This is a genomic window from Ochrobactrum sp. SSR (genome assembly GCF_030067775.1).
GTDB lineage: Bacteria > Pseudomonadota > Alphaproteobacteria > Rhizobiales > Rhizobiaceae > Brucella > Brucella teleogrylli.
The window spans coordinates 379,583-392,162 of sequence record NZ_CP125970.1 but is presented as its reverse complement, the minus strand read 5'-3'; the positions used below and the strand labels follow the sequence as shown (position 1 = coordinate 392,162).

Sequence of the window (12,580 nt, the reverse complement as noted above, 5' to 3'; positions counted from 1 at the left end):
CTCGTCCCGGAAAAGCAATAGGGTCCATATCACAAAGACGCAAACTGTAAGAATTTTGGGGAATCGATTTGAGAAAGACCGCCAAGGGGAAACGGAACGCAGCTGAAACCAACGACCTTCTGGTGGGATCCGAAGGCGTTGCAGCGGAAAACCGCACCAGCCGCCTCAGAACCCGTGCGGCGTGGATGTATTATGTCGAGCAGATGACCCAGAGCGATATTGCCGATGCGCTGGGTGTTGGCCGTGTGACCATTGTGCGTCTTCTTGCCGATGCCCGCGCCCGCAATGAGGTGAAGATCACTATCGAAGGCAAGCTTTCGGCTTTGACCGCGCTGGAAGCGGCGCTTGAAAAGGCTTTCGGGCTGGAGCAGGCCATTGTCGCGCCCCTCTCCTCTGCCGAGACCGATCCGATTCCTCCGATAAGTGCTGCGACCGGCGCTTATCTGTCGGAAAAAATCCAGCACGGCATGCGCATTGGCGTCGGCTGGGGCCGCACTTTGTCCAGCACCTTGCAGCATATCGGCTCGCGTCCGGTGAACGATCTCAAGGTCATTTCGCTTCTCGGCGGCATTGTGCAGCCACGACGCTCCAACCCGCCCGAATTTGCCTGGCAGTTCGCGCAGATGCTGCAAGGCGAAGGCTACCTTATCCCCGCGCCCGCCCTTGTGGACAGCAAGGAGACTCGCACAGCCCTGATTGAGCGCTGTGGCCTGAACACGGTGCTGAACATGGCGGAAGATCTCGACATGGTGTTGCTCAGCATTGGCGGCATCGAGACCGCCAGTAGCACGTCCTACCGCGTGGGGCTCGTCGATGAAGAGCAGAAACAATCGCTGCGCGCCAATGGTGCGGTCGGCGACGTTCTGTTCCATTTCTACAATGCCGATGGCCGTATCGTCGATGATCCGGTGCATGAGCGCGTCATGTCGGCCAGCATCGAAAGCTTGCAGAACACGCCGCAACGCATCCTGACATCCGGCGGCAAGGAAAAGATCGAAGCGCTTCTGGGCGCGATGAAACTTCTGCGGCCAACGGTGTTCATCACCGACGAGGAAAGTGCCGCCGAAATGCTCCGGCGCATCGGACATTCCGTTCCGAACTGAACCGCTCAGTAGTGAGAATACAAATAGTTAGGGCGCTTTCGTGATCCTGCACGAAAGCGCCCTTTGAAATGGGGCCGAAATTACTTGCGCAATTCGGCTTCGATTTCGTCCAGAACCTTGTCCTTGCCGATGCCGGTCAGGAATGCGAGGCCCTTGATGACCCGCTTCTCGACCGCGGCGGAAATAGGCGTCGTGGAAACGATGAAATCCACATTGTCAGCCAGAGACGGCACTTCGGTCGCCTTGGCCTGCTGGGCGTTGAAGGTCAGCCCGCGCTTTTTCATCTCTTCGGTGACGGCAGCATTCACGGCAGTGGATGTTGCGACGCCGGTGCCGCAGGCAAAGAGAATCGTTTTCATTTTGGCCATTTTGGTTCCTCCGATTAACCGAGCGCGGCTTCCACGTCACTCAATGTGCGCGATTTCTTGAGATGCTCGAGCGCGTCCTCATTTTGAATGGTCGCCATCACCTGTTGCAAGGTCTCAATCTGTTTGTCCTTGTCATTGATGGCAAGCAGGAAAACAAACCCGACCGGAACGTCCTCTTCCGGATCTTCCATATTGGAGAAGATGACAGGAGATTTCAGCGTCGCGAAAGCGATGCCTGCTTTCAGGACATGCTCGGGATCGGTATGCGGGACGGCGACGTTTTCTTCGCGCTCCAGCGGCAGACCGGTCGGCATGGTCTGTTCCCGCTTCACGACCGCATCCGCATAGCTTGGCTTTACATAGCCGAGCCGTTCCAGCTTCGCCGCCAGAATACGGATAATTTCCTCATTGGTTTTGGCCTCGCTCTGCAGCTCTATCGCTTCAGGATCCAGAAAAGCCATCAGGCCGTTCGCCATTCCATCCTCCATTGCGGATAGCCGCATACCTCTCCGGTATGCGGCCAGTATTGCTTTTGCGCCTTACCAGTTGTTCTGCTCGGCTGGTTCGTCTTCCGCACCGGCAGCGCGTTCCCAACCGTCGGTGTTGCGACGATAGAGAATGAACGCTGCGGCGATGACGACTGCAAGAACCGCGATTCCAACAACGCCTAACCACTGGATTGCGGCGATGATGACATAAGGCACCCACAGGAAGCCGTCGACCACCGAAGTGATCTGCAACGCGTTTTCCGGCAACTTGAAGCCAGACGACACGGCAGCGCTCGTGAAGAGCGGAGCCAGCGCATTGGCCACATAGAAGCCGATGGCGAGCGTCACCGTGCCGACGACAACCATGCGGAACACGTTGCCCTTCAACAGCGGCGCAGTCATGGCGACGATGAACGGAATAACCGCAAGATCGGCGAACAGGATGACGCGGTTGCCCGGCAGAATCACCGACAGGATGATCGCAATCGGCACGAGGATCAGCGACGACGAGATCGCAGCCGGATGGCCGATCAGGATTGCCGAATCGAGACCGACCAGCAATTCGCGGTCGCCGGTGCGCTTGCGCACGAATTCCTGTGCGGCATCAGAAACCGGCAGCAGGCCTTCCATCAGGATTTTGACCATGCGCGGCAGAAGCAGCATCACGGCGGCAAGCGTCATGCCGGTGCCCAGCACCTTGGCCAGCACATGGCCGAAATCGCCTGAATTGTAGAAAGCGATGAGACCAAGCACGAGACCGATAATCAGGCCCAGAACCACCGGTTCGCCGAAAACGCCGAAACGGCGTTCGATGGTTTCGGTGCTGATGTGGATCTTGTTGATGCCAGGAATGCGATCCATGATCCAGTTGAGCACGATGGCAATCGGCAGAATTTGCGCCGATGCCAGGTGCGGTACCGAAACGCCCGGAACGCCATAGAACTGCTGTACGGCGCGTGCCGACCAGTCAGCGAACAGCAGCGACAGAGCCGCAACAAGAGCTGCAACGATAATACCATAGGCGAGATTGTCCGTTGCGGCGACGACAAGCGAGCCGACAAAGGCAAAGTGCCAGAAGTTCCAAACATCGACATTGAGCGTGCGGGTCCAGCGCATCAAAAGCAGCGCGATGTTGACCAGAATGCCGACCGGAATGACCCAAAGCCCCACGGACGAACCGAAAGCGATGGCCGCAGCCGAAGGCCAGCCCACATCGACGATATCGCGCTTGATGCCCGTATTGGTAACAATCGCCTGAGCCACCTCGCCAATGGAGGTGAACATCAGCCCCAATACGAGGTTGATACCGATGAAGGCGACGCCGATGGTCACGGCAGCACGGAAGGCTTTGCCCACCTTTGCGCCAAGAACCACGGCTATAATGAAAATGACGATAGGGAGCAGGACCGTCGCCCCCAACGTATCGATGGCCGATTTCAGGCCGCTTAGAAATGCGTCCATAGTTTTCTCCTCCCCCCGGCCATCCTCCAACGAATGCCAGGCCGTTCGAACGCTTGTATCAAGTTCCGCGCCGCATGCCCCCACAAGATTTTGTTGTGTTGCATTTTGAAACACCGGGCAGAACATTTGTTTTTTATAGCAGACCAATGTTTGTTCACAAGCGATAAAGCACGGTAAGGAATAACAGGTCTGTGGCGCGTGATAAATGTACACTCGTATTGACTTGGAAACAAATGTTCATTATCGGGTAAAGGAAGAGAGGCGCGAAGGCGTCTGGAGGAACATCAGGAGGAAAAGATGGCGACGAATGTGGCGTTGACGGGCTTGGCACGTGATATGCAAGCGCGTGCGGACAGCGGACGGCCGATCCGTATCGGGCTGATCGGCTCCGGCGAAATGGGCACCGACATCGTGACCCGCGTGGCGCATATGCCCGGCATCGAAATCGGCGCCATTTCCGAACTGCGTGTTCCGAACGCTTTGAAAGCGGTTGATATCGCCTATCAGGAAGAAGGCCACGGCAGGCAAGTTTCAAACGCTTCCGACCTGACCTCGGCCATGGAAGGCGGCAAGGTCGCCGTTACGGACAATGCCAGTCTGATCCTCGAAAATGATTTGATCGATGTGGTCATCGACGCCACCGGCGTTCCTGCTGTCGGCGCGGAAATCGGCCTGCGCGCCATGGAACATGGCAAGCATCTCGTCATGATGAATGTCGAAGCCGATGTCACCATCGGCGCTTACCTCAAGGCAGAAGCCGACCGTCTGGGCGTCACCTATTCGCTGGGTGCCGGCGACGAACCATCGTCCTGCATGGAGTTGATCGAGTTCGTTTCAGCCATGGGGCATCCCATCGTTGCCGCTGGCAAGGGCAAGAACAACCCGCTCAATATCGACGCCATTCCCGACGATTATCTGGAAGAAGCCAAACGCCGCAACATGAATGTGCGTATGCTGGTGGAGTTCGTCGATGGCTCCAAGACCATGGTGGAAATGGCAGCCATCGCCAATGCCACGGGTCTGGTGCCGGACAAGCCGGGCATGCACGGCCCTGCCGCAACGCTCGACCAGCTCAACAAGACGCTGATTCCTGAAAAGGATGGCGGTGTGCTTTCGAAGGTCGGGGTCGTGGATTACTCCATCGGCAAGGGCGTGGCTCCGGGTGTCTTCGTCGTCGCCGACATGTCGCATCCGCGTGTTTCGGAACGCATGGAAGATTTGAAAATGGGCAAAGGCCCTTACTTCACCTTCCACCGCCCTTATCACCTGACCTCGCTCGAAGTTCCCCTCACCTGCGCCCGTGTCGTGCTTTACGGCAAGCCGGACATGGTGCCCCTGGCAAAGCCGGTGGCCGAAGTCTGCGCTGTGGCCAAGAAGGATATGCAGCCGGGCGAAAAGCTCGATGCCATTGGCGAATATTGCTACCGCGCCTGGATCATGACGTCTGGCGAAGCGCGTACCGCGCGCGCCATTCCCTGCGGTCTTCTTCAGGGTGGCAGTGTGACAAAGCCGATCAGGAAGGGCGAACTCATCACCTATGACAATGCTGCCGTCGCGCCGGGATCGAAGATCGCCGAACTGCGCGCTCGCCAGGACAAGCTCGTTTACGGAGCATAAGGAGCCGCACCATGGTTCAGGCCAGAAAGATTGATGCGCAGGTCGCAGATCGCCACAACCTGCCCTTCGCTTTCCGCACCTATTCTCCCGAACAGCTGAAGGAAGCGCTGCACAAGATGTATCTCATCCGCCGCTTCGAAGAAGGCGCGGAAGAAAGTTACACGCGGGGTTTTATTCACGGCACGATGCACCTGTCCATCGGACAGGAAGCAAGCGCCATGGGTTCATGCCTGCCTTTGACCGAAGATGACATGATCACCTCGACCCATCGCGGCCACGGTCATTGCATCGCCAAGGGCGCGGATGTGAAACGCATGTTCGCGGAATTTTTCGGCAAGGAAACCGGCTATTGCAAGGGCCGCGGCGGCTCCATGCACATTGCTGATGTATCCAAAGGCAATCTCGGCGCAAATGGCATTGTCGGTGGCGGTATTCCGATTGCTGTCGGCGCTGCCCTTTCCGCAAAAAAGCAGAAGAACAACAAGGTGGTCGTGTCGTTCTTCGGCGATGGCGCCAACAATGAAGGCGCTTTCCATGAAGCGCTCAACATGGCTTCCGTCTGGAAGTTGCCGGTCGTTTTCGTTTGCGAAAACAATGGCTATGGCATGTCTACTTCAACCAAGCGTTCAACGGCGGTGGTGAATGTCGCGGACCGCGCATCGGCCTATGCCATGCCGGGCAAGGTCGTGGACGGCAACAACCTTTCCGACGTTGCCGAAGCCATCAACGAGGCCGTGGAGCGTGCGCGGCGCGGGGAAGGCCCGTCGCTGATCGAGAACAAGACGTACCGTCTGCGTGGTCATTCGAAGAGCGACCGCAACCGCTATCGCACCAAGGAAGAGATCGAGGATTGGGCCAATAATCGCGATCCAATCGCGCATTTCGAAGCCGATCTGAAGGCTTATGGCGTGATCGACGACAAGGAGATCGAAGCCATTCGGGCCAATGTCGAGAAGGAAATCGCTGACGCGATTGAATATGCCCGCAACAGCCCTTCTCCCGACCTCACCAACCTGACCCGCGACGTATATACGGACGAAATCTGATCATGGACACCACCATCCGCGAGTTGAGCTATTCGCAAGCCATTCAGGAAGCCATGGCGATTGCCATGGAGCGCGACGACCGTGTTTTCCTGATGGGCGAGGACATCGGCGTCTATGGCGGCGCGTTTCAGGTAACCGGCGATCTCGTGCATCGCTTCGGCGAAGACCGCGTCATGGACACGCCGATTTCTGAACTGGGCGGTGCGGGCGTCGCCGTAGGTGCAGCGCTGACCGGCATGCGCCCGATTTTCGAATTCCAGTTTTCCGATTTTGCTGCGCTCGCCATGGAGCAGATCGTCAATCAGGCCGCAAAAATCCGCTATATGCTGGGTGGCGCGGTTTCGGTGCCGCTGGTCATGCGTTTTCCCGCCGGTTCAGGCACGGGCGCCGCCGCACAGCACAGCCAGAGCCTCGAAGCCTGGCTCGGCCACGTGCCCGGCCTGAAGGTTCTGCAGCCTTCCACCCCGCATGACGCCAAGGGCATGTTGCTTGCAGCTGTCGAAGACCCCGACCCGGTGATGATTTTTGAGCACAAGCTGCTCTACAAGATGAAGGGGCCGGTGCCGGAAGGCTATTATACCGTTCCCATCGGCAAGGCCGATGTGGTGCGCGAAGGCCGTGATCTCACCATCGTCGCGACCGCAATCATGGTGCACAAGGCGCTGGATGCGGCGGTAGAACTGGCCAAGGAAGGCATCGACGTCGAAGTCATCGATCTGCGCACCGTGCGCCCAATTGATCGCGACACGATCATCAGAAGCGTCAAGAAAACTTCGAAGCTGCTTTGCGTCTATGAAGCTGTGAAAACACTCGGCATCGGCGCGGAAATCTCTGCAACCGTCGCCGAAAGCGATGCTTTCGATTATCTCGACGCCCCGATTGTCCGCCTTGGCGGCGCCGAGACGCCGATCCCTTACAATCCCGATCTTGAACGCGCGACCGTGCCGCAGGTGCCGGACATTCTCAAAAGCGCCCGCGATCTTGCCAGGGGAGTGCGCTGACCATGGCAGTGGAAGTCATCCTGCCGAAAGTCGACATGGATATGGAGACCGGCCAGATTTCGCGCTGGTATGCCAAGGATGGCGATACCGTCACGAAGGGTCAGCTCCTGTTCGAAATCGAAACTGACAAGGCGGCCATGGAAGTGGACGCACCGGCCAGCGGCATTCTTGCAGATGTGAGTGTTGCCGAAGGCACTGTTGTGCCGGTCGGACAGGCTGTCGCGTGGATTTACGAAGAAGGCGAAGAGCGCAAAGCACCACCATCCGTTGAGCGCCCCGCCGATGCGCAGCCTGCTCCCTCGCAGAGCGCGCCAGTACCGGTTCGGGAGGATGGCCCCCCACCTGTCGAACCGGTCGTTTCTACCTCCCAAGCTGCTACCGCTCAGGACACAGCCGTGCGTGCAACGCCGCTTGCACGCCGGCTGGCCCGGGAGGCTGGCATCGATCTTGAGGCGATTGCAGGTTCCGGCCCCAAGGGACGCGTCCAGAAAAAGGATGTCGAGGCGAAGATTGGCTCTGCCCAAGCTGCGGTTGCGGCTGGCGCTGTAAGCCAACCGGTTGCACCCCCGCACGAAGACCTACCGCCGGTTCCGCTGCACCGCTCAATGCAGTCTGGCTGCGTGAGGGTGAAGCCGGAAAACTGCCTGTTGTCCTAATCCACGGTTTCGCCGCCGACCTCAATTCATGGCGCGGCCTGTTCGCAGGGGCAACACTCGGCCATCCGGTTCTGGCGCTTGACCTTCCCGGACACGGTGCTTCCACGCGCACAGTGCCGGACAGCATCGATGCGATCGCGGAGGCCATTGAAGCCACACTTGCCGCCTTTGGCGTGAACGCCTGCCTGCTTGGCGGTCATTCCCTTGGTGGTGGCGTTGCGGCGACCGTTGCCGCACGCGGCATCGTGGATGTGCGCTCGCTGGTGCTGATTTCGTCCGCCGGTCTCGGCCCTGAAATCAACGGCGCCTTCACCAAGGGCCTGATCGCCGCCAAAAGCGAAGCGAGCATCATCCCTTGGCTGAAACTGTTGGTCAGCGACGAAAGCCTGCTCACGCGGCCTTTCATCAATGCCACAGTCGCTCAGGCCGCTGATACCGAATTGCGCGCCGCGCAAAGCGCGATTGCGGAACGGTTCTTCACCGATGGCACGCAGACCTTCGATCTGCGGTCAACCATAGCCGGATTGCCGATCCCTGTGCGGCTGATCTTCGGTGCGGAAGATCGGGTCATTCCCGTCAGCCACGCCCATGGGCTGCCCGGAAAAGTCGGCGTGCATATCTTCCAGCGTTGCGGACATATGCCGCAAATCGAGGAACGCGCCGAAGTACTGCGTATTCTTGGCGAATGCGCCCGCGCCGTTGCCTGAAACAACAAAGCCCCGGTTGAACCGGGGCTTTTCTCATATATCAGGCAGTTAACGCCGCTAACGTCCGCTCAACCAGCCGCGTCATGGAGCGTGTCGAGCCAAAAGGCCAAATATCGCCGCCGAGATGATAAATATGACCGGCGCTGACCGCAGGCAGGACCGGCCAGATCGCGCTTTCCGTCAGTTCCTTCGGCGTCGCGTCATCCAACAGGCAAAGCCGTGTCTCCGGCGCTAGCGTGGCAAGCTCTTCCAACCCGAATGTCGTAAAACCAAAGGGCTGCACGCCGCGGTCGACTGCTTCCGAGAAGCCAGCTTGCACCATCGTTTTCATCACGGCAGAATTGGTCGTGAATATTCTCAATCGCGCCACACCGGGCAAAGGCTGCGCAATCACGACAGGCAATGGGCCGGATAGTTTCGCCCGCGCTGCCGACAGGCCATCTTCGAAAGATTGCCACGCGGCCCTGCGTTCCGCCTCGCGTTGCAGCGCACTTGCGGCAACGGCGAGATTTGATTTCATATCCTGAAAGAGATCGGCGCTATCGGATGCGCCGTCGAGCAGCACCGTCGGTGCAATCGCCTTGAGGCGCTCGGCAATCGCCTTATGGCGCAACGCCGATGTAAGGATCAGGTCCGGTTTCAGCCGTGTCAGCGCTTCAAGGCTCGGCTGCTGCCGTCCGCCCACATCGGCCGCATCGGTGAGCCCGTCATTCTCGATATTGACCCACTGGCGATAGCCCGCCAGATCGGCAACGCCCAGAGGGCGAATGCCGAGCGACAAAGCAATTTCCGTTTCCGCCCATTCGAGCGTGACAACCTTACGCGGCGTCTCGGCCCGAACAGAAGACGTAAGGGCGGCCAAAGCCGCCCCCACAAAAATTCACGTCGTGAGAAACTCACTACCATTTCACACTCGTTGTCGCCACGATGGAGCGGCCCTGACCGTAATAGCACTGGCTGGTCGAATTGCAGCCCGCCACATATTTCTTGTCGCCGAGATTATAGGCATTCACCTGAAGGCGATAGTTGCCAAGATCATAGCGCAGGAAAGCATCCACCAGCGTATAGGATGGCACGAAGAAGGTGTTCAGCGTATCGCCAGCGGTCTTGCCGATGCGTCGTACACCGCCGCCAAGAACGAGATCGCCCTTGAGGTTATCCGGCAGCGGCACATTATAGCTGACGAACAACGACTGCTGATCCTTCGGCACGGTATAAGGCAGCTTGCCAATCTGGGCAGGCGTCTGGCTTTCGCTGACTTCCGGGTCCTGGAAGCTCATGGCAGCCGTCAGGTTCAGGCGATCCCACAATTGGGCCGTGCCTTCCAACTCGACGCCGCGTACGCGCACTTCGTCCGTCTGATAGTAGACGCCGGAAATACGATTGACGACATTCTGCTGTTCAGCTTCGAAGGCCGAAAGCGTAACGCTGTAATTCGCGCCTTCCGGGGCGTATTTAATGCCCACTTCCTTCAACGTGCCCGTGGTCGGCTTGAGCGGCGTATCCGCCAGCGTCAGCGTCGGCAGGAAGGACGTCGAATAGAGCGCATAAGGCACAAAGCCACTGTCGAAGACATAGGCTACGCCCGCACGGCCCGTGAACTTTTCAGGGTCCTGCTCATAGTCGACGCTACGGCCTGTTGAGAGCGTCGTCTGTTCGGAATCAACCCGGACGAAGTCCTTGCGACCGCCGAGCGTCACGCGCAGATTGCCTGCTTCGATCTGATCCTGCACATAAATGCCGGTCTGATACTGGTTTTGCAGAAGACGCGTCGTCGCCTTCACCGGCGTCAGCGGCTGATTGAAGGTCGGGTTGAACAGGTCCTGCGACGGACCAGCCGCCGAGCCAGTATAATTGTCGAGGCGCTGCCATTGCTGATCAACGCCGACCAGCAAAGTGTGCTCCAGAGAGCCGGTATCGAAGCGCGATTCAAGCTGCGTGTCGAAGGCAATTGAATCGAGTTCGGGCTGTGCCAGATAATTGGTGCGCGGCAGCGTTCTGCCATTCCAGCCACTGGTCGGCAGCACGCCCGCAAACAGGTTGCGATAATCGGTCTTCAGATGCGAATAGCGAAAGTTCTGGCGCAGCGTGAACGTGTCGTTGAAGCGATGCTCGAACTGATAGCCAACGTAACTGATTTCCTTCTTATAAGTCGCGATGCGCGGATCGCCATCGGTGAAATCACGCGGAATACTCTGGCCGGTCGGGTTCGGCAGCACGCTGCCATAGGCCGGAACGATCACGCCCGCCTGTCCCAGATCATCCTTGAGATAACCGCCCGAAACAATCAGGCTGGTATCCGCATCCGGACGCCAGGCGAAGCTCGGATTGATGGCAATACGGTTGTTCTTGCCCAGATCGTAGGACGTGTCGGCATCGCGGATCATGCCGTTCAGGCGATAGGTGAAACGAGGGTCGTTGTTGATCGGCCCCGTCAGATCGAAGCCGAATTCCTTGCGCTGGAAACTGCCGCCACGCAGATAGACCTCATTGGATGCCTCGGCCTGCGGCTGCTTGCTGACCATGTTGACGATACCGCCGACATTGCTCTGGCCAAACAGCGCGGAACTTGGACCGCGCAGAACTTCCACGCTTTCGAGCGAATAGGGTTCGACCACGAAGCCCGAATAACCGCCGGTCTGGTTGGCTATCTGCGGAATACGGATGCCATCAAGATAGAGATCAGCCGGGAAACCACGAATGGTGTAATAATCCGAGCGCACATCCGCGCCATAACGCTGACCGTTCACATTGGCGCTGTAAAGCAGTGCTTCACTAACCGACGAGACGGCGCGATCATTCATATTGTCGCGCGTGACAACGGAAATCGACTGCGGCGTTTCGCGGATCGGCGTGTCGCTCTTGGTGGCGGCGCGGCTATATTCAGCAATATAGCCCTCGACGGGAACGCGTGGCCCTTTGTCACCGGAGGTCTGCACCTCGATGGTGTTGAGCTGAATGACGCCCGTGTCCTGGGCCAATGCCGGAACGGCCACAGCGCCAAGCGCCACGCTAGCGAGAAGCACGGTTTTGAGTAGCGATCCGGCGCGTCTGCTGTTGTGAATGCGATCTGTATTGCGCACGGTGTCCCTGCTGGTCTTCAACTCTGTTCTCCTGCCGTTCCTGCAAAACGGCTACTGTCCGCAGCCCATCAAAGCAGCGGCTATAGCGATTATTTTTTATTGTTGCGCAAGTTCAGAATTCAGAATAATTCTAATTTACTCACACATATCAATGCGTTGCGCGAGCGAATATATTCGGGACAGTTTGGTGAGTCAGGCCAATCTTGGTTGCATTCGGGTCAAAATTTTGCAATTCCATTTAAATATGACAATTTCAGTCAAATTGGGCCAAAATGGAAATTCGCACGCGACCGAAACACGCCATCGACTATCAGGACATCGCACGCCCTCTGGCGGTGATGCGGCGCGACTATGAGAAAAGTGCCTCGTCCGGCTGGCATAGTCACCGGCGCGGCGAGCTTCTCTATAGCAATAGTGGCTATATGACGGCGCAAACCGAAGATGGCGCTTTCATGCTGCCGAGCGGTTATGCCGTGCTTCTCCCGCCCGATGTGCCGCACAGCGTCGATATTTATGGCTCGGTCGAAATGCATGCGGTCTTTATTGAAGAATCGGTCCTGCGCGATCATTGGGAGCCGACGCGCGTTTTGAAAGTTTCCCCCCTGTTGGACGCCAGCGTGCAGGCTCTGGCCGAAGAACCGGTGCTCTATGATGAGCGCGGGCGCGGCCAGCATCTGACAGCGCTTATTCTGGACGAAGTTCGCTCGGCGAAAGAACAGCCCTATGTCGTTTCGCTGCCGACCGATAAACCGTTGCGCAAGCTTTGTCGCAGCCTTCTGGATAATCCCGGTCTCGATCTCACGATTGACGACTGGGCGGATGAAGTCGGCATGAGCCGCCGCACCATGACGCGCAAGTTCCGTCTCCAGACCGGCATGAGTTTTGTCGAATGGCGGCAGCGCCTGCGGGTATCGCATGTCATGCGTAAACGTGCGGAGGGCATACCGCTTGCCATTGCCAGTGTCGAAGCGGGATATCAAAGCATTTCGACCTTGAAGAAAACGATGAAACGGTTGGGCGGGCAATAATGGCGTGCCTCACTGGTAGCGT

General features: G+C 58.1%; 12 protein-coding genes. 7 read left to right on the top strand and 5 right to left on the bottom strand.

All coding sequences use genetic code 11. From position 1 onward, the window contains the following. The first annotated feature begins 68 nt into the window (after window positions 1–68). Complete coding sequence (locus QLQ11_RS13325; protein WP_109367545.1) at window positions 69–1,103, top strand: sugar-binding transcriptional regulator; 1,035 nt, start codon at window positions 69–71, stop codon at window positions 1,101–1,103. Window positions 1,104–1,183: 80 nt separating this feature from the next. Here the strand turns inward: QLQ11_RS13325 and QLQ11_RS13320 are convergent, their stop codons facing one another. The 3 genes from QLQ11_RS13320 to QLQ11_RS13310 all read right to left on the bottom strand — a co-directional run bounded on the left by QLQ11_RS13320 (window position 1,184) and on the right by QLQ11_RS13310 (window position 3,420). Next, window positions 1,184–1,471 carry a PTS sugar transporter subunit IIB gene (locus QLQ11_RS13320; RefSeq protein WP_078340332.1) on the bottom strand — a complete coding sequence of 96 codons (288 nt, stop codon included), beginning with the start codon at window positions 1,469–1,471 and terminating at the stop codon, window positions 1,184–1,186. Between the two features lie 14 nt (window positions 1,472–1,485). Then, window positions 1,486–1,947 carry a PTS sugar transporter subunit IIA gene (locus QLQ11_RS13315; RefSeq protein WP_124915969.1) on the bottom strand — a complete coding sequence of 154 codons (462 nt, stop codon included), beginning with the start codon at window positions 1,945–1,947 and terminating at the stop codon, window positions 1,486–1,488. 63 nt (window positions 1,948–2,010) lie between these two features. Then, on the bottom strand, window positions 2,011–3,420 hold the full coding sequence (locus QLQ11_RS13310) for a PTS galactitol transporter subunit IIC (RefSeq protein WP_109367547.1): 1,410 nt from the start codon (window positions 3,418–3,420) through the stop codon (window positions 2,011–2,013). Window positions 3,421–3,717: 297 nt separating this feature from the next. Between QLQ11_RS13310 and QLQ11_RS13305 the strand changes: the two genes are divergently transcribed. The 5 genes from QLQ11_RS13305 to QLQ11_RS13285 are packed head-to-tail and all read left to right on the top strand — an operon-like array spanning window position 3,718 to window position 8,447. After that, window positions 3,718–5,037, top strand: a complete 1,320-nt coding sequence (locus QLQ11_RS13305) for an NAD(P)H-dependent oxidoreductase (RefSeq protein ID WP_124915970.1) — start codon at window positions 3,718–3,720, stop codon at window positions 5,035–5,037. A gap of 11 nt (window positions 5,038–5,048) precedes the next feature. Beyond that, window positions 5,049–6,083 carry a thiamine pyrophosphate-dependent dehydrogenase E1 component subunit alpha gene (locus QLQ11_RS13300; protein WP_109367549.1) on the top strand — a complete coding sequence of 345 codons (1,035 nt, stop codon included), beginning with the start codon at window positions 5,049–5,051 and terminating at the stop codon, window positions 6,081–6,083. 2 nt (window positions 6,084–6,085) lie between these two features. Continuing rightward, a complete protein-coding gene (locus tag QLQ11_RS13295; RefSeq protein ID WP_283736130.1) occupies window positions 6,086–7,084 on the top strand; it encodes an alpha-ketoacid dehydrogenase subunit beta in 999 nt (332 codons plus the stop codon). Between the two features lie 2 nt (window positions 7,085–7,086). Next, complete coding sequence (locus QLQ11_RS13290; RefSeq protein WP_283736129.1) at window positions 7,087–7,740, top strand: biotin/lipoyl-containing protein; 654 nt, start codon at window positions 7,087–7,089, stop codon at window positions 7,738–7,740. Beyond that, window positions 7,701–8,447, top strand: coding sequence for an alpha/beta fold hydrolase (locus tag QLQ11_RS13285; RefSeq protein ID WP_349496909.1), 747 nt, complete (start codon window positions 7,701–7,703; stop codon window positions 8,445–8,447). The genes QLQ11_RS13290 and QLQ11_RS13285 overlap by 40 nt, the downstream gene beginning before the upstream one ends. Before the next feature lie 40 nt (window positions 8,448–8,487). On the opposite strand, the gene QLQ11_RS13280 is transcribed toward QLQ11_RS13285, so the two are convergent. Together QLQ11_RS13280 and QLQ11_RS13275 are read right to left on the bottom strand one after the other, a co-directional pair. Then, window positions 8,488–9,309, bottom strand: a complete 822-nt coding sequence (locus QLQ11_RS13280) for an iron-siderophore ABC transporter substrate-binding protein (protein ID WP_371835990.1) — start codon at window positions 9,307–9,309, stop codon at window positions 8,488–8,490. 37 nt (window positions 9,310–9,346) lie between these two features. Beyond that, window positions 9,347–11,551 carry a TonB-dependent siderophore receptor gene (locus QLQ11_RS13275; RefSeq protein ID WP_109367553.1) on the bottom strand — a complete coding sequence of 735 codons (2,205 nt, stop codon included), beginning with the start codon at window positions 11,549–11,551 and terminating at the stop codon, window positions 9,347–9,349. A gap of 251 nt (window positions 11,552–11,802) precedes the next feature. Between QLQ11_RS13275 and QLQ11_RS13270 the strand changes: the two genes are divergently transcribed. Then, window positions 11,803–12,558 carry a helix-turn-helix domain-containing protein gene (locus QLQ11_RS13270; protein ID WP_109367554.1) on the top strand — a complete coding sequence of 252 codons (756 nt, stop codon included), beginning with the start codon at window positions 11,803–11,805 and terminating at the stop codon, window positions 12,556–12,558. Window positions 12,559–12,580: the final 22 nt, after the last annotated feature.